This window comes from Planktomarina temperata RCA23 (assembly GCF_000738435.1).
GTDB classification, from domain to species: Bacteria; Pseudomonadota; Alphaproteobacteria; order Rhodobacterales; family Rhodobacteraceae; genus Planktomarina; species Planktomarina temperata.
On the sequence record NZ_CP003984.1, the window covers coordinates 1,743,408 to 1,769,332 of the forward strand.

Sequence of the window (25,925 nt, forward strand, 5' to 3'; positions counted from 1 at the left end):
TTTACGCTTTTGATACCCCTTTGGTTGAGAGTTTTATCAAAGGGACAGAGAGATGCTCAAACAGGTCCCAATAACTTTGGGTCGAGACCTGCTGTTCATCGGTTACAGGAAAGAAATACAACTCTTCCGTTTCATCACTGGGCCAATGATCCAACACATGAAAATTGCGCTCGCCGTCCAAGGTTTTGAGTTGTTGCACTTGATTGCGCAGCACGCGGTTGCCATTGGCCAAAACATCAATCCAACGGGGCGTTTCACCGAACAGGGCTCGGAAAGCCGCATTGACATCTGTGACAATGCGATCTCCGTTCATTCGGGCCATTGCAACAGAGGGTTGTGCAATGCCCTCGCGCGCCCCCCGTGGAACAATGGGTTTGAAACTCCAAACCAATTGCCCGGCAGATCGGCACAGATCAAGCGTAAGGCCCTGACCGCCGATGGTCACACAATCTTGTGCCCAACCTTTCGTGACAGCCCGGCGCATCAAACTTTCCAGTTTTGGCGCGAGATCCCCATAAGCTTTTGGCAACACGCGATCGATGGAACCGGGCTCAATGGAAAACCCTTGCTCTTTTGCCGCGCGGTTCACCTGTGTCACCCCGCCGTCCAGCCCGCTGATCACCACGCCATAGTCACAATTTTCATAGGTTTGCGCCAATATTGCTGAGCGCCGCAAATCTGCAAGACAGCGCACCACCCAAAAACAAGCCAAGCCAGCCGCGCATATCACGATCGAGAGTGCGAGAACCAAAAGCCAATGCCCTGTGCGCAGAAACCCAGTTAAAACAATTAAAAAAGCAACGGAAACACAGAAACTAACAAGGGCGAAAGAATGGTGCCAGGCGTCAAATATTCGTAAAATATTTTTCATTTAAATCGTGCGCTTGTTGATAAAAATTCCAATGCGACACATACAAAAAATTGGTTAATTGATTATTAATTACCACAGCAAAGCCCGCGCTCAAATACCTTTCTTAAAGATAACCAAATAGAGCCCATCCTGCGTTGCACTGGGTAAATATTGCTCTGTGCTGCAAAAGGTTAAATCCGGGAAATTTTCGCTGACAAACTGCCGCTGCCCTTGATTTTCGGCCTCAAAAATCGAGCAAGTGATCAAAGCGAGACATCCATTTGGCGCCAAATATGTTATGGATTTGGCAATGATATCCCGTTGAAGCCGCACAAATGCCTCCAGGTCCTTTGGTGTAAGGCTCCATTTACCTTCCGGAGATCGGCGCCACGCCCCGCTGCCCGAACAGGGTAAATCACACACCACAGTCTCAAATTTTGCCGATTTTGCCAAATCTTGCGGCGCTATGACCTCAATGTCATGCCCACCACGCGCCGCCCGCGGTGCTATTTCTGCCATACGCGCGGTTGAAATATCATGAGCAAAGATCTTCGAGCCGCTGCGCGCTGCCAGGGCCAAGGACTTGCCACCGCCCCCGGCACAGTAATCCAAAACCCGTCCATTGAGTGCAATAGCATCCGCCACGGCCTGAGACGCCGCGTCCTGCAGCTCAAACCAACCCTGTTCAAAACAAGGTTGAAGCACGGCGCGGCGCGGATTGCTTACGATGGTCAGCGCCGTATCAGAGGCCAAATTGGGGGTTGTTTCAATCTCGGCCTTGGCCAATTCCGCCTGGAGCTGGGCCCGCGTCGTCTTTTGTAAGTTTACCCTCAGCGTAATTGGTGCGCGATGTCGCAGGACCGCGCCAATCTTTGCAGTTTGCTCGGCTCCATATTGCTGGGTTAACAGGTCGATCACCCAATCTTGCAGATCCAAACGATCGCGGTCTGAGGGAGCCGGCGTGACATCGTCAGCACACAATGCCGCTGGCGCATGCGCTATTCCGGTAAAAAATTCATTTGGATCTTCGCCATGGGCGCGCAGCGTCCCAATGGCCCAGGCCCGCGCAGATTGCGGCGCCGGCCAGGCGCCAGCTGATCGGCGGCAGCGCAGCGCTTGAAAGACCAAATCGCGCAATGCAGCCCGATCTTTTGACCCTGCGAAACGATTGCCCCGCGCCCAATTGGTCAGAGCCTTTTCTGCCGGCACCCCAGATAGAATAGCCTCTAGTATATCAATCTGTGCCGCAACGCGGGCGCCGGGTGTCATCAGCCGACCCGATAGTTCGGACTTTCGCGGGTGATTTGAACGTCATGCACATGACTTTCCTTCAATCCTGCGCCGGTGATTTTCACAAAGCTACAATTTTTGCGCATCTGATCCACGCTCGCGCATCCCGTATACCCCATGGCCGCGCGCAGACCGCCAACCAATTGGTGCAATACCGTTCCTGCCGCGCCCTTATAGGGCACTTGCCCTTCAATTCCCTCGGGAACCAACTTATCGCTGGCGGCATCTTTTTGGAAATATCGATCCGCAGAGCCGCGCGCCATTGCGCCCAGAGAGCCCATGCCGCGATAGGATTTAAAGCTACGACCTTGGTAAAGGATGACCTCGCCGGGGCTTTCATCGGTGCCGGCAATCATAGACCCAACCATGGCACAAGAGGCCCCTGCCGCAATGGCTTTGGCAAAATCGCCGGAAAACTTAATGCCGCCATCCGCAATGACCGGAATATCATGCGGAAGGGCGGCGCTTGCGCAGTCCATAATCGCCGTCAATTGCGGCACACCCACGCCTGCAACCATCCGCGTTGTGCAGATTGAGCCTGGACCAATACCAACTTTAATCGCATCTGCGCCCGCCTCAATCAAAGTGGTGGTCGCCGCCGCCGTGGCAACATTACCGGCGATGATTTGGGTCTTTCCAGCCACTTCCTTCGCCCGCGCCACCGCCAAAGCCACCCCTTCGGAGTGCCCATGCGCCGTGTCGATCACAACCATATCTGCGCCCGCTTCGATCAGCGCCATCGTGCGCTCAAAACCCGCATCCCCAACGGTACTGGCCGCAGCCACGCGTAGGCGCCCTAAGTCGTCCTTACAGGCACTTGGGTTCAAGACGGCTTGCTCAAGATCTTTTAACGTCAACAGTCCGGTCAATTTGCCTGCACTGTCTGTCACAAGCAGTTTTTCAATCCGCCGCGCCGCCATCAATTGCTTGGCTTCACGCGGATCGGCTGGTTCTTGCAAGATTGCAAGGTTTTCAGTCGACATCATAGCGGAAACCGGTGTTTTGGGATCTGTGGCGAAGCGCATATCGCGGTTGGTCACAATGCCGACAACGCGGCCATCCTGCACCACTGGGAAACCGGTCACGCGGTAACGTTCTTGCAAAGTTTTCGCATCAGCAAGGGTTTGCTCCGGCGTCAGAGTGACGGGGTTATAGACGATCCCACTTTCAAATCGTTTGACCCGCCGGACTTGCCGCGCTTGCTCGTCCAGATCGAGATTGCGATGGATAACCCCCATGCCGCCCGATTGCGCCATGGCAATCGCCATGCGCGCTTCTGTCACCGTGTCCATGGCCGATGACAGCAGCGGAATGTTCAATCGGATGGATTTTGTGACCTGCGTGCGGGTATCTGCCGTGGAGGGCAAGACCGAAGACTGAGCCGGTACCAACAAAACATCGTCAAAAGTTAAAGCCTCGCGAATCTCCATGGGAGTCCTCCTAGAGCAGGTATCACTTGGCGCTTTCCTATCGCATGGGTTGACGTAAACCGAAAGGGGGTTGGGTAGATTAATGCTCATTCGGGTCATCATGGCACAGCCTCCGGGCTTTTTGTCGGCTAAATGCCGATGCCCGGCTCGTGAATTAACCCGATCTGCCGCGGATTGACCATTTTCAGCCGTTCCCGCTCTTTACCCTTCGCTGAAGCGCAGTAAGTTAAGCGCAAGTTTTTCTTTAAAGGTTCCCCATGACACAAGAGCATCTGGTGCTGTTCACCCCCTCAGGCAAACGTGGACGTTTCGAAACCGGCACACCGATCCTCACCGCAGCCCGGCAATTGGGCGTGGATCTCGACTCGGTTTGCGGCGGTCGCGGCATTTGTTCCAAATGCCAGATCACACCGGGCTATGGAGAATTTTCAAAACACGGGGTCACAGTCGCCGAAGGCGCGCTGTCCGAATGGAATTCGGTTGAGCAGCGCTACAAAGACAAACGCGGCTTGATCGATGGTCGCCGCCTTGGCTGTCAAGCCACGGTTCAGGGCGATATCGTGATTGACGTGCCGCCTGAAAGCCAAGTGCACAAACAAGTGGTTCGCAAACGCGCAGAGGTGCTCGACATTACGCTGAACCCTTCGACACGGATCTACTATGTCGAGGTGGAAGAACCCGATATGCACAACCCATCGGGAGATTTAGAGCGCTTGGTTGCGGCCCTGGAAAGCCAGTGGCAACTGCGTAACGTGCAGGCAGATTTCAGCATTCTGCCGCAGATGCAGCCAATTCTTCGCAAGGGCGGTTGGACAGTGACCTGCGCGGTTCACCATGCGGATGCCGGCAGCGACCCGCAGATCATCCATCTGTGGCCGGGGCTCTATGAGGGCACAATCTACGGCATGGCTGTGGATCTTGGATCAACCACAATCGCCGCGCATCTGTGCGATCTGCGCACCGGTGAAGTTGTCGCCTCCTCTGGATTGATGAACCCGCAAATCAGGTTTGGCGAGGATCTGATGAGCCGGGTCAGCTATGCGATGATGAACCCGGGTGGTGATCAGGAAATGACCCGGGCTGTGCGCGACGGTATGGACGCATTGTTCACCCAAATTTCGGCTGAAGCGGAGATTGACAAGAGCTTGATCATGGATGCCGTCTTTGTTTGCAATCCCGTGATGCACCATCTTTTCCTGGGAATAGACCCTTTTGAGCTTGGGCAAGCGCCCTTCGCTTTGGCCACGTCCAACGCCCTGCGCTTATTTGCCCATCAGTTAGACATCAACATCCACCCCAGCGCCCGCGCCTATATCCTGCCCTGCATTGCCGGCCATGTTGGAGCCGATGCCGCCGCGGTTGCTCTTTCAGAAGCGCCAAATCGCTCTGAAGATTTAGTGCTGGTTGTGGATGTTGGAACGAATGCGGAAATTTTACTCGGAAACCGGGACAAGGTGCTGGCCTGCTCCTCCCCCACTGGCCCGGCCTTCGAAGGGGCGCAGATCAGCTCGGGGCAGCGCGCGGCACCAGGGGCCATTGAAAAGGTTGAAATTGATCCGGTGAGCAAAGATCCCCGCTTCCGCGTGATCGGATGCGAGCTTTGGTCTGATGAGGAGGGTTTTTGGGAGGCCATTAAAAGCAGTGGCATCACAGGCATTTGCGGCTCAGGCATCATCGAAGCCATTGCCGAAATGCGTATGGCTGGAATTTTGGACCCCTCCGGGCTCATCGGGTCGGCGGAACAAACGGGCACAGAGCGCTGCGTGTTAGACGGCCGCACCCACAGCTATGTGATGTATGACGGCAGCGCCGAAGGCGGGCCAACAATCACCGTCACAAATCCCGATATCCGCGCCATTCAAATGGCCAAAGCTGCTCTCTATTCCGGCGCGCGGCTCTTGATGGATAAATTTGGCGTGGATAAAGTGGATCGCGTTGTGCTCGCCGGTGCTTTTGGGGCTCATATTTCCCCCAAACACGCGCTAGTTTTGGGAATGATCCCCGATGTCCCCTTTGACCGTGTGACCTCTGCGGGCAATGCTGCGGGATCCGGGGCGCGGATTGCTTTGATTGACACAGCGCAGCGGGCTGAAATAGAGCAAATTGTGCGCCAAATTGAGAAAATTGAAACCGCGATTGAGCCACGGTTTCAGGAGCATTTTGTCAATGCCTCGGCAATTCCCAATTCCGATGATCCATTCACAACGCTGAAATCTGCGGTGCCTTTGCCGGATGTAAATTTCAACACAGGTGGCGGGGATAGTGCCTCAAGCGGGCGGCGGCGCAGAAGGCGCTAAGGGCGTCAATCGCGGCTTGACCCCTTGTCATGAAGCCGCTAGGCATCGGCGCAGCGCGGGTATGGTGAAAAGGTATCACGCGAGCTTCCCAAGCTTAAGTTACGGGTTCAATTCCCGTTACCCGCTCCAAATCTCGGCAAAACTATAGCATGTTCCGTTATACGCGCAGCATTCACCTAGCCAAAGAGCTCGTGGCAGAACTCCAAGCCCTCAACCAATGCATCCACCTCCGCCTTTGTGTTATACATGGCGAAGCTGGCACGACAGGTGGCGCTGACGGCGAGGTGATCCATGAGCGGTTGCGCGCAGTGATGCCCTGCCCGCACCGCGATGCCCTTCTTGTCCAAAACTGTTGAAATATCATGGGCATGGGCGGCACCATCGAGGGTGAAGGAGAAAATTGCACCTTTGCTGGCGGAATGCCCTTGGACGTTCAACCAGTTGAGCCCATCGAGCCTTTGACGCGCATAGGCGCAGATTGAGGCTTCATGGGCGGCGATCTGTTGCATCCCGATCCCCATCATATAGTCCACCGCCACACCAAGCCCGATTTGCTGGACAATGCCGGGTGTTCCGGCCTCAAACATCATCGGAGGGGTATTATAGGTGACCTCTTCGCGGCCGACGTCTCGGATCATATCACCACCGCCCATGAAGGGCCGCATTTCAGCCATGCGTTCGGGTTTGATGTAGATGGCCCCAGAGCCGCTTGGGCCATAAAGCTTGTGGCCTGTGATGGCATAGAAATCACAGGCGATATCCTGCACGTCGACCGCCATATGGACCGCCGCTTGTGATCCATCCACCAAGACCGCAACCCCGCGCGCTTGGGCCGCTTGGGTAATGGTTTTCACATCCACCACCGTGCCCAATACATTTGACATTTGGGTAATGGCCACGAGCTTTGTCTTGGGTCCAATGGCGGCAATAACGGCCTCGGGATCCAAATCACCGTTGATATCCACATCGACCCAAGTCAGTTTCACACCCATCCGCTCACGCAGAAAATGCCATGGGATAATATTGGCGTGATGCTCCATAATGGACAGCACAATCTCATCTCCGGCCTCGAAGCGCGGCATGGCCCAGCCATAGGCCACCAGATTGATGCCTTCGGTGGTGCCTGAATTGAGCACGATATGCTCTTCTGACGCTGCATTTAGAAACCGCGCCAGCTTACCGCGGACGGCTTCATATTTGTCCGTTGCCAAGTTGGACAGATAGTGCAGCCCTCTATGCACATTGGCATATTCAGAGCTGTAAGCCTGGGTGACAGCATCGATCACCACTTGGGGTTTTTGCGCCGAGGCGCCATTGTCGAGATAAACCAATGGCTTATTGTTCACCTGTCGCGACAGGATCGGAAAATCAGCACGAATACGGGATAGATCAAAACTCATAGCGCCACCTGTCCCGGAGCAAATCCGAGGAATACCAAAAGAAATGCACCGCCCAGAGACAGCGCAACCAAACCGAGAACAAAGCAGAGGGCGGCTTTAAACATGGACCCCAAGTCAAGCCAAGCATTGATCAAACCAAATAGGATCCAAAACATCAAAACTGTCGCGAATAGGCCAACAGTCCCGGCGATGGTCCCAGAAATCACCATCAAAGCCGTTTGCACAATGTGCAGCAATATTTGCAGCACCTGGATCCAGGCAAATACCAATATCCCATCGGCAAACCGCCCAGTTTGACTGAAAGCTCGAGAGATCAGCCAAATACAGCACACGAGCCCCAGGGTGCCGCCCCCCATGATCGCAGTCAAAGACCATGGAGAAAGCGGCGCAACGCCCGGCAGGACCGTCACGCCCTGAAAGCCGGACAGGGTGAACATCAAGAGCACCGCGCCGATGATAACAAGCGCAAAAGCGCTAAAGGCCGCGCTGAGATTGAGGCGCAGATCAACCAATACCTGCCCCGCTTCCGTTGGGTTGGTCAGACTTAGCCTCAAAAGCACAAGGATCAGGTTCATTGTTCTGCCTCAATAAGGGAGTTGATTAAGATCCGCAGGAAAATCATCAGCCACAGCACGCCCACGGCCGTATTGGCCGGCCCCGGACCGATGAAGCCCTTGACCATCCCAGCCAATACCACCGCAGGGCTGCTGGCCAACAGAGACCAAGACAGCGCCAATCGAGCGGAATAGAAATCCGCCTCCGCCCCGAAGGCACGGGTCACCAGACGCAGGAGCGCCGCCAAACCATAGGCCAGCAGCGGCAGGACAAAGATCAAACCCACCGCATCATGCTGGATCGTATCGGTCAGCGTTCCGCCGGTCTCATGCGCCTGCCGGGCGCGGTAGGGCCATTGCGACATAAACAACAAAAGACAAGAGCCCATGAGCATCGCCAAAGCCCGATCCTCACGCACGCCCATAGCCATGAGCCGCGCCATAACGCGCCTTGGGCGCCGGTGCGCCTCCACAATATCCCGCGTCACAGCCATGCGCGCTACCGGGCCGACAGGGTTTCTGTCAAATGGTCGAGAATGTCCTGCGCCAAGTCTTCATCCTCAATTTCTTCAATCGCTTCGGCCACAAAAGATAGGGTCAAAAGATCCACGGCTTTGGCCTCCGGCACGCCGCGCGAGCGCAGATAGAACAAAGCTTGCGCGTCAATCGCCCCGGAGGTGGACCCGTGCGAGCAGGCCACGTCATCGGCATAGATTTCAAGCTCTGGTTTGGCCAAAAACTGGCTGTCATCATCCAACAACAACGATTGGCTGATCTGATAGCCATCGGTTTTTTGTGCACCGGCTTTGACCAAGATTTTACCTTGGAACACCCCTACGGCACCATTGCGCAAGACCTTCTTGAACACCTGGCGGCTTTCACAATTCACCGCATCATGGGTGATGAACACCGTGTCATCGTGATGAAAATCGCCATCCCCCAAACAGGCCCCGGCCACAGATACAGAAGCGTCATCGCCCAACAGCTGCAAGACGCATTCGTTGCGAGTTAATTGACCACCTGCCGTGAGGGTAAAGGATTTAAAACTTGCCTTTGCGCCAATCCTGGCGAAGATGTGCGTCAGCATGTGGCGCTCATTGCCGTCTTGCACACGAATATGATGGAAGCGGCCTCCATCAGCCACATCAACTTCCAACACAATATTGGAGCGCGCACCATATTGCCCGGTTTCAATCAGGGTGACCTCTGCGCCAGCGGCCACTTTGATCACATGGTGAATAATCGCATCACTTTGGCCCGATGAGGTGGCATGGATATGGATGGGTGCCTCGACGGCACCGGTGACATTGACCAGCAGCCCATCGCGCGCAACAGCGGTGTTCACAGCGGCCAAACTCCGTTTGACCGGATTTTGTCCTGCCTCTTCCAAGCGCCCGTAAACATCGCGCGCCCAATGCAGATCTAGAATGGAGGCAGAAGCCAAGCTCTCGAGCGTGCACTGCGCCGCGTTTGGCAGCGCTGCCGCTTGAATTTTTCCATCTTCAAACGTCACTGAAATGGTGTTTCGCTTATCGAAAAGACCCAAACTGCTGCGCAGAGACGCTTGCAGCGTGACATCAGCTTGAACAAAGGCATCCGGGCGGGTGTACTTCCAATATTCATCCCGCCGTTGCGGCAACCCGGCCGCCTGCGCCCGATCAGAGGCCGTCAACCGCGCCTCTTTGGCCCAAGCGCCTGAGCCGTCAATGAGATCCGCATCGCGCAGTGCGCGGGTGGGCAAGGTCTGTTGTGAAGATGCGGCCATTAGGCGATCTCCTCCAAAAGGTCCGCATAGCCATTGTTTTCAACTTCCAACGCCAGCTCAGGCCCGCCTGTTTTGATGATGCGGCCATTGGCCATGATATGCACCGCATCTGGTTTGATATGGTCCAAAAGCCTTTGATAATGGGTGATAACAAGGAAGGTGCGCTTACCATCGCGCAAAGCGTTCACGCCCTGGGCCACAAGTTTCATCGCATCTACATCAAGGCCGCTGTCTGTTTCATCCAAAATACACATTTTGGGCTCAAGCATTGCCATTTGCAATATTTCGTTACGTTTCTTTTCGCCACCGGAAAATCCCACATTTACGGGACGTTTGAGCATGTCAGCGTCAATTTTCAGATCCTTGGCCTTGGCCCGCACCACTTTCAAGAATTCGCCTGCGCTCATTTCCTCTTCACCACGCAATTTGCGCTGGGCATTCACAGCGGTGCGCAAAAAAGTCATATTCCCCACGCCGGGGATCTCAACAGGATATTGGAAGGCCAGGAATAGACCGGCTGCCGCGCGTTCTTCGGCCTCCATATCCAAAATATCCACACCCTCCAGCTGTGCAGAGCCGTCAGTGACTTCATAGCCGTCTTTGCCGGACAGCACGTAGGAGAGGGTCGATTTGCCAGATCCATTCGGGCCCATGATCGCATGCACTTTGCCAGGCTCCAAGGACAGGTTCACACCCTTCAAGATCTGCTTATCTTCTTCTTCAAGTTTAACGTGTAGATTTTTGATATTTAGCATTTTATATTCCCGCGAGCCTTTGCGGCCCTCATGAGTTTAGACGCAGATCGCGCCGATGTTATTATCCGACTGACCCTTCAAGCGAAATCGCCACCAGCGCCTGTGCTTCCATGGCAAATTCCATGGGCAGAGCTTGCAGCACTTCCTTGCAAAACCCATTGACCACGAGCGCCACGGCCTCCTCTTCATCCATACCGCGTGAGCGGCAATAAAAGAGCTGGTCATCATCAACTTTTGAAGTGGTCGCCTCATGCTCAACCCGAGAGGAGTTATTTTTCACCTCGATATAGGGCACCGTATGCGCACCGCATTTATCCCCAATCAAAAGGCTGTCGCATTGGGTATAGTTGCGGCTATTTTTGGCCTTCGGATGCATAGAGACCAAGCCACGGTAGGTATTTTGCGCCCTGCCCGCGCTGATGCCTTTTGAGACAATCCGAGACTTGGTATTTTTGCCCAAATGCACCATTTTCGTGCCGGTATCGGCTTGTTGCATATTGTTGGCAATGGCGATGGAATAAAATTCCCCCTGGCTGTCATCGCCGCGCAATACGCAAGAGGGATATTTCCATGTCACTGCAGAACCGGTTTCCACTTGGGTCCACATCACCTTTGAGCGATGGCCGCGGCAATCGGCGCGTTTGGTTACGAAATTATAAATCCCGCCCTTGCCGTTCTCATCGCCGGGAAACCAGTTTTGCACTGTAGAATATTTGATTTCTGCGTCATCGAGCAGCACCAATTCCACCACGGCCGCGTGCAACTGTGCCACATCGCGCTGCGGTGCTGTGCAGCCTTCGAGGTAGCTGACGTAAGACTCTTTGTCGGCGATGATCAAAGTGCGCTCAAATTGCCCTGTATTTTCCGCATTAATGCGAAAATAGGTCGACAATTCCATAGGGCAGCGCACCCCCGGCGGTATATAGACGAAAGACCCATCGGAAAAGACGGCTGAATTGAGCGTTGCATAGTAATTGTCCGAGACGGGCACGACAGAGCCGAGATACTGACGCACGAGCTCTGGATGCTCACGAATGGCTTCAGAGATAGAACAGAAGATCACCCCCGCCTTGCGCAGCTCAGCTTGAAAGGTTGTGCCGACCGATACGCTGTCAAAGACCGCATCAACAGCAACCCGGCGTTCCCCTTCGGGAGCCTCGACACCCGCCAGAAGAGCCTGCTCTTTCAGCGGAATTCCCAGCTTTTTATAAGTTTCCAAAAGTTTAGGATCGACGTCATCCAAGGATTTTGGTTTTTCTTCCATGCTTTTGGGCCGGGCATAGTAATATTGGTCTTGAAAGTCGATTGTCGGATAATCGACCATGGCCCAATCTGGCTCTTTCAGTTCCAGCCACCGGCGGTAGGCCGCCAAGCGCCAATCCAGCATCCATTCCGGTTCGTCGTTTTTGGATGAGATCAAGCGAACGATATCCTCGGAAAGACCCTTGGGCGCATATTCCATCTCGATTTCTGTATTCCACCCATATTTATAGGTGCCAGAGAGAGCTTTGACCGCCTCAACTGTTTCGGCATCCACACCGTCTTTGACCTGAACATCATCCATCGCCATCATATTCCCTATCTGGCCGCCTTGCGTGCCAAAAGCCGCTCATATGCAGCCAGCCAAACCTTGGCGAACTGCTGAACTTCATCTTCTGTGGTCTCAAGTCCAAGCGATACGCGGATCGCTGAACTGGCTACGTCTTCATCATATCCCATCGCCCGCAGAACGCGGCTGGCCTTGACCTTGCCTGACGAGCAAGCCGAGCCGGCCGATACTGCAAATCCCGCAAGGTCCATTTGCATGACCTGCGTCTCGCCTTTCCATCCGGGGGCTGCAAAGCAGGCGGTGTTGGGCAGGCGTGGCGAGTCAGTCCCTACTAAAATAAGGGGTTTTCCGCTGGCTTCCAGTGTCTTTTCTAGAATATTTCTAAGTTTCTCGATTGTCGCCCATTTTCCGGCACTTAAATCGCGGGCACTGGCCTCTGCTGCGGCGCCAAAACCGGCAATACCGATGATATTTTCCGTGCCAGCGCGCCGGCCCATTTCCTGACCACCGCCCAGGACCTGCGCGGCCACCTCCACCCCGGGTTTTAACAATAAGCACCCAACACCTTTTGGCCCGCCCAGCTTATGGGCCGAGGCACAGGCCATGTCAGCCCCACTCCAAGAAAATGCTAAGGGGAGCTTGCCAAAGCCCTGGGTCATATCGCAAAACCCCAATCCCTCTGGCAGGGTTTGCACAATGCCTGTTTCCGAATTGGCCAGTTGGAGCGCGGTCCCTGTGGGTTGCGCAACACAGACCTGACCGGTCTTTAGCGGCAAATCGGCCTGCACCCAAGCGGCGACGGCATCATGTTCTATGTCGCCCGCATGAAAGCCGCGATCCTTCAGGGCCAAAGCGGCAGCCTCAGTCGCGCTGCCGGTAAACACAATGTCATGGGCGCCGACGCCAAAGGCCTCAGAAATTTGTCCACGGGCTTTTTCCACAATGGCTTTGGCCGCGCGCCCCTCGGAATGGACAGACGAGGGGTTGCCCAGGGCATCCATCGCAGCAATCATCGCCGCCCGTGCCTCAGGACGCAGTGGGCTTGTGGCGTTGTGATCAAGATAGACCCGCTGCATCACTCATCAACCACTTCAAAAAGGTTCGGCACAGCCGGGCATGGTGACAGCGTGTTGGCGACCACATCGGACAGACGCGTCTGGTGCAGATAGACATAAACCTGCGCGCTTAATCCCTCCCAAAGGCGATTGGTCACGCTCTGCGCGCGGCTGCCGGACACACCGCCAGACGCACCAGCCCCGGTTTGCAGGGCATCCACCGTTTCATCTACCGCTTCAAGAATTTCAACCACCCGAATATCATGGGCCGGACGCGCTAAACGGTATCCCCCGTTTGGACCGCGCACAGAGACAACCAAGTTCCCCCGGCGCAATTTGACAAAGAGCTGCTCAAGATACGGCAGTGAAATATTTTGCCGACGCGATATATCGGCCAATGACGCCAGCTCGCCGGCCTCCAAAAAAGCCAAATCCGCCAAGGCCACCATCCCATACCGCCCTTTTGTCGAAAGTTTCATGTCAAATCACACTTTCATGGGGCTTGTCATGCCCATTTCGCTCAAATTAATTGACCTAGGCCGCTCGGTTGCGTAACCCACGTCATACAGCGGCGCGCCGCATTTGATTTAGAATTGTTCTAATCTTAGACTGACCGCAGGTCAAGCCAGAGTAGAGCCAAAACACACCAAAGGAACGATATGCCCGAAGTGATATTTCCAGGCCCAGAAGGCCGCCTCGAAGGCCGTTACCACCCGCAAAAATCCAAAGACGCCCCCATCGCCATTGTGTTGCACCCGCATCCGCAATTTGGCGGCACTATGAACAATAAAGTGGTCTATAATCTGCATTATGCATTTTACAACATGGGCTTTACAGTCTTGCGGTTCAACTTCCGGGGTGTCGGTCGATCACAAGGCGAATATGATCTTGGTGTCGGCGAGCTAAGCGATGCGGCCTCTGCATTGGATTATTTGCAGTCGATGAACACCAATGCGAAACATTGCTGGGTCGCCGGGTTCAGCTTTGGCGCCTGGATCGGGATGCAGTTGTTGATGCGCCGCCCAGAAATAACCGGTTTTATCAGCGTAAGCCCGCCGGCCAATATGTATGACTTCAGTTTCCTCGCCCCCTGCCCCTCATCCGGCTTGATGATCAATGGCCTGGCCGATCGCGTCGCCCCGCCGGCCGATACAGTCTCCTTGGTCAGCAAACTGCATGAGCAAAAAGGGATCACCATTACACATGAGCAAGTCGAGGGCGCTGGGCATTTCTTTGAAGATCCCCATATGGACCCAATGATCGAAACAGTGCAGACCTATGTCAAACGCCGGTTGACAGAAAATACGCGGTAAAACCGCCCCCTCTGGCCTGCTGTCTTGAGCGGGCCAGAGCACAGCCGTTGCTTTGCCAAAATATGCCCTATTGACGATGCCTAGGGCTCCGCGATAACAGGGATTTGCAACCGGTTGCAAAACCATTTGAAAGGTCGGAATATGGGTAAAATAGGCATCGGAGTTATCGGTGGCGGATATATGGGAAAAGCCCATTCCGTTGCCTTTGCAGCAGTTGCAAGTGTCTTTGACACGGCCTTACGCCCAGAGCTTATCTCAATCTGTGCCAGCAGCCCCGAAAGCGCAGAGCGCTATCGCAAGGCCTATGGTTTTGAAAAGGCCACCCATGACTGGCGCGAATTGGTGGCCGATCCCGCCGTTGAAGCTGTTGTCATCGCCTCACCACAAGCGACCCATCATGACATTGCCATTGCGGCCTTCGCTTTGGGAAAGCCGGTTTTATGTGAAAAGCCATTGGGTGTGTCTTTGGAGCAAAGCCGCGCCATGGTGGCGGCCGCCGCGGCGGCCGGCGTGGTCAATATGGTGGGGTTCAACTACATCCGAACCCCGGCCAGCCAGCAAATCCGCAAGTTTGTGGCTGAGGGTCGCATTGGCCAGATCACCTGGTTTCGCGGCGAGATGACCGAAGATTTCTTTGCAGATCCCGAGATTGGCGGTTGGCGCGCCCAGGGGGACGCCAATGGCACGATGGGCGATTTGGCCCCACATATGATCAATGCAGCGCGCGCCTTAATGGGGCCCATTGAGCGCTTGTGCGCCTCGGTGGAGACCGTCCACAAGATCCGCGCCGGCACGCCGGTCACTAATGACGATCACGCGCAAATGATGTGCCAATTTGCCAGTGGTGCGCAGGGGCATTTGTATTTCAGCCGTGTCGCGACTGGGCGAAAAATGGGCTATGCCTATGAAATTCATGGCACAAAAGGCCATATTCGCTTTGATCAAGAAGATCAAAACGCCTTTTGGCTCTATACCACCGAAGGCCCCGAAGAAGAGCGCGGCTTTCGCAAAATCCTAACCGGTCCGGCCCATCCAGACTATCTGCCCTTCTGCCAGGGGCCTGGCCATGGCACGGGCTACCAGGACCAAATCATCATTGAGGCCAAGGATTTTCTGACCGCAATCGCAGGGAACCGCTCGATATGGCCAACCTTCGAAGAGGGTATGGAAGTCAATCGCATCGTCACCGCCGCCCTCTCCTCCAGCGCCAAACAGGCCTGGGTGAACGTGGCGGATTATTAAGTTAAGAGGCAATCTAATGATCAAAATAGGTAATGCGCCCTGCTCATGGGGTGTGGAATTCGCCGATGACCCACGCAATCCCGATTGGCGCCGCGTGCTCAAAGAGAACGCTGAGGCGGGCTTTACCGGCATTGAGCTTGGCCCTGTCGGCTATATGCCCGAAGATCCCGCCGTTTTGACCGAGGCCTTGGCAGAATATAACCAAGAGTTGATCGGCGGCGTGATTTTCCGTGCTTTTCATGATCCGGACGCTTGGGAGGATGTCATGGATGGCTCAATCCGCACCTGCAAAGCGCTTGCGGCCCATGGTGCGACACGGTTGGTCATCATCGACAGCATCTCGCCGCGCCGCGCCCCCACTGCCGGTCGTGCCGATGAGGCTGAACAGATGGATAAGGCCGAATGGGCTGCCTATCGTGACCGGATTGCCCAAATCGCCAAGATGGGCACGGAAGACTACGGTCTGACCGTCGGCATTCACGCCCATGCGGCTGGCTTTATGGATTTCGAACCTGAGCTCGAGCGATTGCTAGATGAGGTCGACGAAAAAATCCTCGGCATTTGTTTTGATACAGGCCACCACTCCTATGCGGGATTTGATCCAGTGGCCTTTATTAAAAAACATATGTCACGCATTAATTATTTGCACTTCAAAGACATTGACCCAAAAGTTAAAGCAGATGTCATCGCCAATCGCACCGGCTTTTATGACGCTTGTGGTCAGGGAATTTTCTGCAATCTGGGGGATGGCGATGTGGATTTTCCAGCGGTACGTCAGCTTTTGCTCGACTCCGCTTTTGATGGGTGGTGCACTGTGGAGCAAGATTGTGATCCCGCCGGTGATACCTCCCCGATCGACGACGCGCGGCTCAATCGCGCTTATTTACAATCTATCGGTTTTTAAGGGCAGCTGTTATGAGAAAACTACAATGGGGCATGATTGGCGGCGGTGAAGGCAGCCAAATCGGGCCAGCTCATCGTTTGGGTGCGGGGCTCGACGGGTTGTTTGAATTCACGGCAGGTGCCTTGGATCATAGGCCCGAAGAAGGTATCGGCTATGGCCGCAGCCTTGGACTGGGCGATCGCGCCTATGGCAGTTGGCAAGATATGCTGGCCGGCGAAAAAGCACAGGACAACCCGATTGATCTTGTCACTGTCGCCACTCCCAACTCTACGCATTTTGAGATCACCAAAGCCTTTCTCGAGGGCGGGTTTCACGTCCTTTGCGAGAAACCCATGACGATGACCGTCGAAGAAGGCGAAGAGATTGTCAAAATCGCGCGGACGACAGGGAAGATCTGCGCGGTGAATTATGGCTATTCGGGCTATTCGCTCGTGCGCCACATGAAAGCGATGATTGCCCGCGGCGATCTGGGGAAAATTCGTCTGGTCAATGCTGAATTTGCCCATGGTCACCACGCAGATGCCGCTGATGCGGAGAATCCGCGGGTGCGCTGGCGCTACGATCCGGCGCAGGCGGGTGTCTCGGCGCAATTTGCCGACTGCGGCATCCATGCGCTGCATATGGCCTCTTTCGTCACAGGTCAGGATGTCACCAAATTAAGTGCCGATACGGTCTCTTGTATAGATGTCCGCGTCTTGGAAGATGACGCGATGGTCAATTTTCGCATGGATGGCGGCGCAGTGGGGCGTCTTTGGACCTCCTCCATCGCAATTGGGCGCCAGCATGGTCTGGGCATTCAAGTTTTTGGTGAAAAGGGCGGATTGCGTTGGTCGCAAGAACACCCCAATCAGCTTTACTATATGCCGTTGGGTGAAAGGTTGCAGATTATTGAGCGCGGCGAGGCCAATCTCTCACCCGAAGCCGACCGCACCAGCCGCGTGACCATTGGACATGCGGAGGGCATGCCGCTGGCCTTTGCCAATATCTATGCCGACCTCGCCGAAGCTATTCGAGCCCGCAAAGAGAACCGCAGCATTGATCCGGCAGCAGATCTCTATCCCCGGGCCGAAGATGGGCTCCGCTCAATGGCCGCGGTTTTCGCTGTTGCGCAATCAGGCAAGGAAGATGGCCTCTGGTGTGACGCGCGCCCGCCGATGTTTAGATAAACAAAGATTTGCGGCCCAGTCTTAGCTGAGGATGGGCCGCAAACTGCCCCGCTCCACAATATGACCGGGGAATAGCACAGCTTCCGGCGGTTGACTGGGATCGGCCAATATGCGCACCACAAGATCCACAGATTTTGCCACGACTTCCGCGATGGGATTGTGAATCGTCGTGAGATTAATGTTCGACCATTGCGCCATTTCCATATCATTGAGACCCAAAAACCCAATATCCTCTGGCACCGATAGCCCATAAGTTTGCGCCGCCGAAAGCGCTCCAATTGACAAGACATCATCGCCGCAAAAATACGCCTGCGCCGGCCCTGCCTCGATCAAGCGGAGCATCTCCCTGCGCCCTGCCTCAAAGGAATAGGCGCTGGCATAGGAAATAGAATGGATCACAGCGCTATGCGCCTGCAATGCCGCCATAAAGCCGTCACAGCGATCTTGGGTCGATGTCGCCGATTTTGGCCCGCCCATGAAGGCAATTTTCGCGTACCCCCGCGCCAACAGCGTTTCAGCAGCCAGCTGCCCGGCGGCAAAATTATTGATGCCAAGCGTATTGACGCGCGGGTTTTCAGAGTGGCGACCAAAACAATGCACCACCGGCACGCCAGCGCTGTTAAAGGCCTCGGCAAAGCTCACGGGCAAGGTTGACGAGGCCACGATCACACCATCGACCGAATATTGCCTGAGCATACGGACAGAATTGGCCGGATCCACCTCATCAGACAGGTTGACCAGCAAAGGGCGCAGACCACGATCCTGCAAGCCCTTGGTCACCAGGTCAAAGACTTCCAGAAACACAGGATTGTGAAAATTATCGGAGATCACCCCAATGAGCTTCGTGCGGCCGGTGGTGAGCGATGAGGCCAAAGCATTGGGGCTGTATCCCAGGGCCTGAGAGGCCTCCATCACCTTTTGACGAACCTTCGCAGAGACAGAGGCGCCTTCTGTAAATGTGCGCGATACGGCCGAACGGGACACGCCGGCCATTTCCGCGACATCTTTTAAAGTTACGGCCATTCACCCACTGCCCTTATTCTCCACCATCCTCGTTCGTATAATCGATTACGGCAAAGCGCCAAGCTGAAAATACGGCCAAGGCGGCAAAGAACACGGCCCAGCCCTGCGCACCGGCGACAAGCTCAATCATCGTCCAAAAGCCGAGTAGCACCACAATCGTAGCGCGAATCCAGAGCGGTGCGAAGAAGGGATCGTCGAGATTGAAAAACTTTTTCAAGCGGCACCCTCATATTCGGCGCCTGTTTTCGCTCCTGTAATATAAGATACCACATCCTCACCGGTATAATCGCCACTTTTGATATCCAGATTGGCGCAAATCCGGCCCCGACGGAACACCACGATGCGGTCGGCCAAATCAAAGACCTGCCGCATATTATGGCTGACCAGGATCAAAGGTTCACCCTGCGCTTTCAACTGACGGATTATGTTCTCCACCTGCTCGGTTTCTTGCACCCCAAGCGCAGCGGTGGGCTCGTCCATAATCGTCAGTTTGGAATGAAAGGAGGCCGTGCGGGCAATCGCCACACATTGTCTTTGCCCGCCGGACATTTTCTCAATGGTGTTGTGAATATTCGGAATTTTCACCCCGGTTTTTTCCAGGGCCGCTAAGGTGTCTTGCCGCATCGCCTTATAGTCGAGAAGCCGGAACGGACCGAGCCAATCCCATTTTGTTTTCTCTCGCCCCAAAAAGAGATTGTCGGGCACATCCAGATGATCGGCCAAAGCCAGGGTTTGGAACACGGTTTCAATTCCAAATTCCCGCGCTTCAATCGGGCCGGCAAAAGACACTTCTTTGCCATCAAAGATAACGGTGCCGCGTGTGCGCTGCTCCACCCCGGTGATCTGACGAACGAAGGTGGATTTCCCAGCCCCGTTGTCCCCCATGATGGCGACATGTTCGCCTTTGCGCAGTTCAAAATTCGCGCCTTCCAGAGCATGGACCCCGCCGTAGTGTTTGGTCAGGTCTACCGTCTTTAGAACAAATTCTTCGCTCATGTTGTAATCTCCTGACTAAGCTTTGTTGCGTTGGCGATATTGATCCAAAATCACCGCGGCGATGATGATGCCGCCCATGGCCATCAACTGATAGGATCCGTCCAATTTGATATAGGTAAAGCCAGAGCGAATGACGCCCAAGACCATGGCCCCAAGCACGGTTCCAATAATGGATCCACGTCCACCAGAGAGGCTAATGCCACCGATCACCGCCATCGCAATTGCGAAGAGTTCATAAAATTCGCCCATACCCGCCTGCGCGGTTGAGGCTTTCGCACTCAAAACAATCCCCGCAAAGGCCGCCAGGATAGCCGCAATCATATAAACCATGATTTTATGGCGCTTTACATTGATCCCTGACATCCGCGCGGCCTCTTCATTGGACCCGATTGCGTAGGTATGTTTGCCATAAACAGTGTAGCGCATAATGAGATGAAAAATCACGGCCAGAGACAGAAACCAAACGACTGGCATCATGCCGCCACCGATCGCGTGAAACTGCGCCGTTGGGAAAGAAATCGGATTGCCCGAGGACCACCAAAGCGCAATGCCCCGGCAGATCAAAAACATGCCTAAGGTTGCGATAAAGGGGGGGATCTTGAAATAGGCCACGAAGGTGCCATTGATCGCGCCGATAAGGGCGCCGAAAAACAAGCCAATCACAATCGGGACAAGCACCGGAAGATCCATGGCCCAGGGACCGAACAGAGCTTTAGGATTGGCAAATCCGTTGACCAATTCGGTCTGTCCAAAACTCATCGCAATCATCGCTGTTGCAGCCACTAAGGGTCCAGAGCTCAGATCAATACCTCCGGTAATAATCACCTGCGAGACACCCAGGGCAATAATGCCAATAATCGCAACTTGTAAGATGATGATCTTTAGACGCGCTTCGTTGAATATAGAGTCAAATCGATCTCGGGTGTCGAACAAAAAACTTTGGTCATTCATATAGGGCAGAACCTGACCCAAAATCTCAAAAATGACGATGATAATGATCAATGCCAACAGGACGTTTAATTCACTTGGCCAAGATCGCTTTGTCTTGTCGAATGTAAGTCCGCCGGTGCCGTGACTGGTATCTGACATAAATAAGCCCCATGTTGTACGGTCAAATATGGCGAAGACGGCGCAAATTGTGATCGCGCCGCCTCCGGTTTTTATCGTCTCAAAAGACCTTAGTTTTTGTCGAGGAAATCACCCATATTGTCTGGTGTCACCAGAACGAATGGGATGTAGACTTTTTTGTCAACTTTCTCGCCGGCGATCAGGCGCAGAGCTGTGTCGATGGACCCTGTGCCTTGGCCAACAGAGTCTTGGAAAACTGTGACATCATAGTCGCCAGCAGCCATTGCCAAAAGCGCGTCTTGTGAGGCATCAACGCCACCAACCTGCACATCAGCCATGTCCATACCGGCCGCTTTCATTGCCTGAATCGCGCCAATCGCCATTTCATCATTATTGGCCAAAACAAAGTCAAATGGTTCGCCCGAAGACATCCAGTTTGTCATCAAATCTTGCGCTTCGTCGCGAGACCAATTTGCAGTCTGCTCATCAATGATGGTCATGAAGTTACACATATCCATGCCAATCACGTCATGCACATCTTTCGAACGCTGTACAGCGGCCTGGTTGGACAGTTGTCCATTCATCAGATAGCCACGCGCACCACCGGCCTTGCCGTCAGCACGCAGGTTTTTACAGATTTCAAATGCGGACAATGTGCCAGATTCAATCTCATTGGAGGCCACAAAGGCCTGTGTCGCAGGCAATACATCCACGTTGTCAGGCTCACGGTTTACATAAACCAGCGGCGTGTCCCCAGCAGCAGCAGAGACAGCAGCACCCGCCGAGGTGTCCACGATATTGACAATAATGGCGTCTACACCAGAGGCCACGAAGTTACGCACCTGGTCAATTTGCTTGGCCAAATCATCAGAGGCATCTTCTTGCTGGTAGGATAACCCATCGATTGTCCCGGCATATTCAACCATGCCGGTGCGCAGAACAGTCAACCAGTTATCATCAAACCGCGAAAATGTCGCGCCAATCTCTTGCGCCGCAGCTGTGGTGCCCATCAAGGCTGTCAGGCCAGTCGCCAATAGTAGTTTTTTCATAGTTCTCTCCCAAAATGTGCCCGGCGCACAATGAAGTTTTCCGGGTTGCCCAAAATATTGTGAGCGTTTGCTGCCCGCCAACTCTTCCTCTTTGCAAGGATATCTTGACGGAAACCGTTAAAAACGCGGTCCCAAACCTCCCAAAGAGCAGCCACCAAAAAAGACAGCGCCCACCGCGCGGCTCGAAACATAACAGGACTATAATCTGATTCGCTTTTTTTGCAACCGGTTGCAAAATACCAACCAACAATTCAAATTGCCGCGATCCAAACAATCTGACGCGCCTGCGCCCTACCGCTCAATCCAGCCTTTGAGGGTTTCAAAGCTCTTTTTGGGTCGGCGCTCCAGGGTGTCGAAATCCACATGCACCAGGCCGAAGCGTTTCTCATAACCCAGGGCCCATTCGTAATTGTCCAGGAGCGACCAGATATAATATCCCATCAAAGGCGCGCCGTCCTTGATCGCGCGCATGGCCGCTTGCAGATGCGCCTCAATATAGGCAATGCGGGCATCGTCGGTGATGCAGCCTGACACAATCGGATCGTCATTGGCCATGCCATTTTCGGTGACATAGATCGGTAGGCCCTTGGTGTACTCGCGGTGGGTGCGCATGATGAACTCATAAAGCCCATCTGGATAAATCTCCCACCCCATTTGGGTTTTCTCCAAAGGCCCTTCAACCGCTTGCACATTTGGCCAGGCGCCGTCTTTGGCTGCAATATTTGAACGGGTGTAATAATTAATGCCGCACCAATCAACCGGTGCCCCAATCAAATCAAAATCACTGTCCCAACCCTTGGGCAAATGCGGCTCAAGCCCTTCCAGCACCAAATCTGGATAGGACTTGTGGAATATACCGCCCATGAAGAAACGATTGTAAATTGCGTCATAGCGCCCTGCAGCCGCGGCGGACTCTGCGCTATCATCTGCGGGATTGGCAAATTCGAAATTGCACACAGCCCCAAGGTTCGTCATACCCAAGGACCGCATCCGGGCAATCGCGGTACCATGGGCGCAAAGCACGTGGTGCATTGCGCGTGCCGTCGCGCGAATATCACGCAGACCGGGCGCATGTGCCCCTTCAAAATGTGACAACCAGCCGACGCACCAAGGCTCATTGATAGGAGCGACCGAAAACATCCGATCGCCAATCCGCCCCATGATGACATCGGTAAAATCGCCAAACCAATGGGCAATATCACGATTGCGCCAGCCGCCCTGATCCTCAAGAGCAGAGGGCATTTCCCAATGGTACAACGTGGCCGCGGGTTTCAATCCGCGCTCCAACATCGCATCCGTGAGGCGATCATAAAAATCCAAGCCCTCTTGGTTGACCGGCCCCCTGCCCTCGGGCATCACCCGGGCCCAGCTGGTGGAAAATCTATAGGTGTCAAACCCCGCCGCAGCCACAAGGTCCAAATCTTGCTCAAAGCGGTGATAGTGGTCACAGGCCAATTGCCCATGCTCAGCGCGCACGACATTTCCAGGGGTGGCGGCAAAACTATCCCAATGGGTGAGCCCGGCCCCACCCTTGGCATGCCCTTCAATTTGGTAGGCCGATGTGGCCGTTCCAAATAGAAACCCTTCTGGAAAATCGCTGCGCTGTATCAAAAGATATGCACCTTTTCAGGGTCAAAGCCAAAACGCACAACATCTCCTGCCGTCACATTTATAGCCTCTGCCGTGGCGAAGCGGAACAGCGTGTTGTCAGCGGCCATTAACTCGATGATTGTGTCCGTGCCCAGACGCTCCACCAAGGACACAGCACCCTCAAGTGGGCCTTTGTCATCCATAATCAAATGCTGCGGACGAATGCCGAGTTTTACCGAATCGCCAATGGATTTTTCCGTGGACACCAAGCGCACATCACCCGTTTCAATGCCGCCACCAGAAAACCGCCCCTGCTCTGGTGTTTCAGACTTCCCAGTTAACGTGCCGTGAAAGAAATTCATTGTGGGCGAGCCCAGAAATCCAGCAACGAACTCATTGGCTGGCTTATTGAAAAGCTCCATCGGCGCGCCCACTTGCATCACCTCACCTGCTTTGAGCACGACAATCTTATCCGCCAGGGTCATCGCTTCGACTTGATCATGGGTGACATAGATGGTTGTTGCTCCCAGTTGCGCATGGAGCCGCGCAATTTCCACCCTTGTGTCATGCCGCAGGGCCGCATCGAGATTGGAGAGCGGTTCATCAAACAAAAACACATCGGGATTGCGGACAATCGCCCGACCAATCGCCACCCTTTGGCGCTGCCCACCTGACAGAGCTGCCGGGCGGCGGTCCAGCAACGTCTCCATCTGCAAGATCTTCGCCGCCGCCTCAACCCGCTCCCGGATCTCTTTTTTGGGCACACCTTGCAGATCAAGCGAGAAAGCCATGTTATTATAGACTGTCATATGCGGGTAGAGTGCATAAGATTGGAACACCATGGCAATGCCGCGTTTCGACGGCGGCAAATCCGTGACCGTCTTATCGGCAATGCAGATATCGCCGCTGGTGAGCGTCTCAAGCCCGGCGATCAGCCGCAGCAGGGTCGACTTGCCACAGCCCGAGGGGCCAACAAAGACCACAAATTCGCCTTTTTCAATTTCCAACCCAACGTTGCGAATGACTTCCGTTTTGCCGAATGCCTTATTCACACCCTGTAATTCTACTTGAGCCATTTAAATCTCCGCGATGGATGCTGTTAATGTTTCAAAATCAAAGCGACATCTTAGATTTTGCGTCTCTGACATGCGATCAAAGACAAGTTCTTTCGGCCCGCTGGCCACTAACGTCATATTATTGGCACGCATCATGGCGGGCTGTTTCTTGCGCCAAGCCAAAAACTCGGAAAATTGGCAATAGACTGAGCCGGGGCGCTCCGCCTCATCGAGGCCGGCGCGCGCCAGATGGGGCTCTGCTACGGGCAACCAAGTGCTGGCCGCATCCGAAAACCCACCCCATTGATTGTCAGACCTGCGCCAAACCATGGGTGTGCGGCAGGTGTCACGACCGAGGAAGACGGGCGCAAATTCAATCCCCCAAGGATCTTGCATTTGATCGAGTGGAATGTCTTGCACATCGCTGAGGGCCAATTCCTCACCTTGGTAGACACAGGCCGAGCCAATCAGACTGGTTTCCAATTTCAGCAAGAGCAACTGCAACGCCTCTTGCTGCTCTTCCCCAAGACCCAAAGGCGCCAATTGGCGCGTGGCGGAGCGCGGCACGTCGTGATTGGAAAAGGCGAAAGTGAGACGCCCGGTCCCATTAAACGCCTCAATCGCCGTTGAAATCGCCTTCTCCAGCCCAGCCACATCAAGCCCGGCCCATTCGAGGAGGTTAAAGTTATAGGTCGCATGCAGACGCCCGGGTGCTGTGAAAGTCTCACTGGCCAAAACCGGATCATCGCCGTGCAATTCACCCATTAAGAAGCGATCTCCATCATATTCATCCGCAACTTTGCGAAAGGCTTCAATGAAGTTTTGAATGGCAGGTTGATTGAGCTGCGCACTGTCATGCAATTGCCGGAAGAAGGGTTGCTGCTCTTGCGGCAGGCTGCCCAGCTTAAAATTTGGTTTCGGCAGGTTGTCACGATAAGGCGCAGTATCGGCATTGACCGTATGCACCGCATCCATTCGAAACCCATCGACACCGCGATCGAACCAAAAACGGGCAATCTGTCGAAAGGCTTCAATGACGTTCGGATTGGCGTGATTGAGATTGGGCTGGCTTGGCAGAAAATTATGTAAATAATACTGCTGGCGCCGCGGCTCCCATGTCCACGCCCGACCGCCAAAGAAGGACAGCCAATTGGTCGGTGCCGAGCCGTCCGCCAATGGATCGGCCCAGTGAAACCAATCCGCTTTCGGATTGTCGCGCGACTGCCGGCTTTCTTCAAACCAAATATGTCGATCGGAACAATGACCCGGCACGATATCAATCATCACCTTAAGGCCAAGCCCATGCGCCTTGGCAATCAAGGCATCAAAATCCGCCAAATTGCCGTATTCAGGATTGATATCGCAGTAATCGGAGACGTCATAGCCGAAATCCTTCTGCGGTGAGGGGTAGAATGGGCTGATCCAAATCGCATCAACCCCGAGATTGGCGATATACTCAAGCCGCGTGGTAATCCCCGGCAAATCGCCAATCCCGTCAGAATTGGAATCCTGAAAAGATCGTGGATAGATTTGGTAAATAACGGCGGTTTCCCACCATTTAAGTTCAGTCATAA

General features: G+C 54.4%; 24 protein-coding genes and 1 tRNA gene. 6 read left to right on the plus strand and 19 right to left on the minus strand.

The genetic code is table 11. The annotated features are described in order from the left end of the window. Position 1: 1 nt before the first annotated feature. The 3 genes from RCA23_RS15990 to guaB all read right to left on the minus strand — a co-directional run bounded on the left by RCA23_RS15990 (position 2) and on the right by guaB (position 3,570). Complete coding sequence (locus RCA23_RS15990) at positions 2 to 871, minus strand: PAS domain-containing protein (RefSeq protein ID WP_052377099.1); 870 nt, start codon at positions 869 to 871, stop codon at positions 2 to 4. A 90-nt stretch (positions 872 to 961) separates the two neighbouring features. After that, the gene (locus tag RCA23_RS08280; protein ID WP_044049913.1) at positions 962 to 2,119 is read right to left on the minus strand and encodes an RsmB/NOP family class I SAM-dependent RNA methyltransferase; all 1,158 of its coding nucleotides are present in this window, start codon (positions 2,117 to 2,119) and stop codon (positions 962 to 964) included. Continuing rightward, complete coding sequence (guaB, locus tag RCA23_RS08285) at positions 2,119 to 3,570, minus strand: IMP dehydrogenase (protein ID WP_044049914.1); 1,452 nt, start codon at positions 3,568 to 3,570, stop codon at positions 2,119 to 2,121. Before guaB ends, RCA23_RS08280 begins: the two co-directional genes overlap by 1 nt. 257 nt (positions 3,571 to 3,827) lie before the next feature. Here guaB and RCA23_RS08290 point away from each other — a divergent pair, with 257 nt between their 5' ends. After that, a complete protein-coding gene (locus RCA23_RS08290) occupies positions 3,828 to 5,867 on the plus strand; it encodes an ASKHA domain-containing protein (protein ID WP_044049915.1) in 2,040 nt (679 codons plus the stop codon). A gap of 55 nt (positions 5,868 to 5,922) precedes the next feature. Beyond that, positions 5,923 to 5,996, plus strand: a tRNA-Gly gene (locus RCA23_RS08295). A 47-nt stretch (positions 5,997 to 6,043) separates the two neighbouring features. Here RCA23_RS08295 and RCA23_RS08300 read toward each other — a convergent pair. From RCA23_RS08300 to iscR, 8 genes are all read right to left on the minus strand, one after another. After that, positions 6,044 to 7,267 carry a cysteine desulfurase gene (locus RCA23_RS08300; RefSeq protein WP_044049916.1) on the minus strand — a complete coding sequence of 408 codons (1,224 nt, stop codon included), beginning with the start codon at positions 7,265 to 7,267 and terminating at the stop codon, positions 6,044 to 6,046. Continuing rightward, positions 7,264 to 7,842, minus strand: a complete 579-nt coding sequence (locus tag RCA23_RS08305; protein ID WP_044049917.1) for a hypothetical protein — start codon at positions 7,840 to 7,842, stop codon at positions 7,264 to 7,266. The genes RCA23_RS08300 and RCA23_RS08305 overlap by 4 nt, the downstream gene beginning before the upstream one ends. Next, a complete protein-coding gene (locus RCA23_RS08310; RefSeq protein ID WP_044049918.1) occupies positions 7,839 to 8,315 on the minus strand; it encodes a hypothetical protein in 477 nt (158 codons plus the stop codon). The genes RCA23_RS08305 and RCA23_RS08310 overlap by 4 nt, the downstream gene beginning before the upstream one ends. Positions 8,316 to 8,320: 5 nt before the next feature. Then, complete coding sequence (sufD, locus tag RCA23_RS08315) at positions 8,321 to 9,586, minus strand: Fe-S cluster assembly protein SufD (protein ID WP_044049919.1); 1,266 nt, start codon at positions 9,584 to 9,586, stop codon at positions 8,321 to 8,323. Beyond that, the gene (gene sufC / locus RCA23_RS08320) at positions 9,586 to 10,341 is read right to left on the minus strand and encodes a Fe-S cluster assembly ATPase SufC (RefSeq protein ID WP_044049920.1); all 756 of its coding nucleotides are present in this window, start codon (positions 10,339 to 10,341) and stop codon (positions 9,586 to 9,588) included. The genes sufD and sufC overlap by 1 nt, the downstream gene beginning before the upstream one ends. Positions 10,342 to 10,402: 61 nt before the next feature. Then, on the minus strand, positions 10,403 to 11,914 hold the full coding sequence (sufB, locus tag RCA23_RS08325) for a Fe-S cluster assembly protein SufB (RefSeq protein ID WP_044049921.1): 1,512 nt from the start codon (positions 11,912 to 11,914) through the stop codon (positions 10,403 to 10,405). Between the two features lie 5 nt (positions 11,915 to 11,919). Continuing rightward, positions 11,920 to 12,966, minus strand: a complete 1,047-nt coding sequence (locus tag RCA23_RS08330; RefSeq protein WP_044049922.1) for an aminotransferase class V-fold PLP-dependent enzyme — start codon at positions 12,964 to 12,966, stop codon at positions 11,920 to 11,922. After that, positions 12,966 to 13,424 carry a Fe-S cluster assembly transcriptional regulator IscR gene (iscR, locus tag RCA23_RS08335; RefSeq protein WP_044049923.1) on the minus strand — a complete coding sequence of 153 codons (459 nt, stop codon included), beginning with the start codon at positions 13,422 to 13,424 and terminating at the stop codon, positions 12,966 to 12,968. The genes RCA23_RS08330 and iscR overlap by 1 nt, the downstream gene beginning before the upstream one ends. 180 nt (positions 13,425 to 13,604) lie before the next feature. Between iscR and RCA23_RS08340 the strand changes: the two genes are divergently transcribed. The 4 genes from RCA23_RS08340 to RCA23_RS08355 all read left to right on the plus strand — a co-directional run bounded on the left by RCA23_RS08340 (position 13,605) and on the right by RCA23_RS08355 (position 17,570). Further along, a complete protein-coding gene (locus tag RCA23_RS08340; protein ID WP_044049924.1) occupies positions 13,605 to 14,258 on the plus strand; it encodes an alpha/beta hydrolase in 654 nt (217 codons plus the stop codon). Between the two features lie 141 nt (positions 14,259 to 14,399). Continuing rightward, on the plus strand, positions 14,400 to 15,500 hold the full coding sequence (locus RCA23_RS08345) for a Gfo/Idh/MocA family protein (protein ID WP_044049925.1): 1,101 nt from the start codon (positions 14,400 to 14,402) through the stop codon (positions 15,498 to 15,500). 16 nt (positions 15,501 to 15,516) lie between these two features. Next, positions 15,517 to 16,404 (plus strand): TIM barrel protein, encoded by an 888-nt coding sequence (locus RCA23_RS08350; protein ID WP_044049926.1) that lies wholly within the window; start codon positions 15,517 to 15,519, stop codon positions 16,402 to 16,404. Between the two features lie 11 nt (positions 16,405 to 16,415). Further along, positions 16,416 to 17,570 carry a Gfo/Idh/MocA family protein gene (locus RCA23_RS08355; protein WP_044049927.1) on the plus strand — a complete coding sequence of 385 codons (1,155 nt, stop codon included), beginning with the start codon at positions 16,416 to 16,418 and terminating at the stop codon, positions 17,568 to 17,570. A gap of 21 nt (positions 17,571 to 17,591) precedes the next feature. On the opposite strand, the gene RCA23_RS08360 is transcribed toward RCA23_RS08355, so the two are convergent. The 8 genes from RCA23_RS08360 to RCA23_RS08400 form a co-directional block, all read right to left on the minus strand. Beyond that, the gene (locus tag RCA23_RS08360; protein WP_044049928.1) at positions 17,592 to 18,593 is read right to left on the minus strand and encodes a LacI family DNA-binding transcriptional regulator; all 1,002 of its coding nucleotides are present in this window, start codon (positions 18,591 to 18,593) and stop codon (positions 17,592 to 17,594) included. 13 nt (positions 18,594 to 18,606) lie between these two features. Continuing rightward, the gene (locus RCA23_RS08365) at positions 18,607 to 18,810 is read right to left on the minus strand and encodes a hypothetical protein (RefSeq protein ID WP_044049929.1); all 204 of its coding nucleotides are present in this window, start codon (positions 18,808 to 18,810) and stop codon (positions 18,607 to 18,609) included. Next, entirely contained in the window at positions 18,807 to 19,589 is a 783-nt protein-coding gene (locus RCA23_RS08370; RefSeq protein WP_044049930.1) for an ATP-binding cassette domain-containing protein, read from the minus strand. The genes RCA23_RS08365 and RCA23_RS08370 overlap by 4 nt, the downstream gene beginning before the upstream one ends. 15 nt (positions 19,590 to 19,604) lie before the next feature. Next, positions 19,605 to 20,678, minus strand: coding sequence for an ABC transporter permease (locus RCA23_RS08375; protein WP_044049931.1), 1,074 nt, complete (start codon positions 20,676 to 20,678; stop codon positions 19,605 to 19,607). A gap of 89 nt (positions 20,679 to 20,767) precedes the next feature. Next, the gene (locus RCA23_RS08380) at positions 20,768 to 21,706 is read right to left on the minus strand and encodes a substrate-binding domain-containing protein (RefSeq protein WP_044049932.1); all 939 of its coding nucleotides are present in this window, start codon (positions 21,704 to 21,706) and stop codon (positions 20,768 to 20,770) included. A gap of 291 nt (positions 21,707 to 21,997) precedes the next feature. After that, a complete protein-coding gene (locus RCA23_RS08390) occupies positions 21,998 to 23,317 on the minus strand; it encodes a GH1 family beta-glucosidase (protein ID WP_044049934.1) in 1,320 nt (439 codons plus the stop codon). Then, a complete protein-coding gene (locus tag RCA23_RS08395) occupies positions 23,314 to 24,372 on the minus strand; it encodes an ABC transporter ATP-binding protein (protein ID WP_044049935.1) in 1,059 nt (352 codons plus the stop codon). Before RCA23_RS08395 ends, RCA23_RS08390 begins: the two co-directional genes overlap by 4 nt. After that, positions 24,373 to 25,923: an alpha-amylase family glycosyl hydrolase gene (locus RCA23_RS08400; RefSeq protein ID WP_044049936.1), complete on the minus strand. Its 1,551-nt coding sequence runs from the start codon at positions 25,921 to 25,923 to the stop codon at positions 24,373 to 24,375. It lies immediately after the preceding gene. Between the last annotated feature and the right edge of the window lie 2 nt (positions 25,924 to 25,925).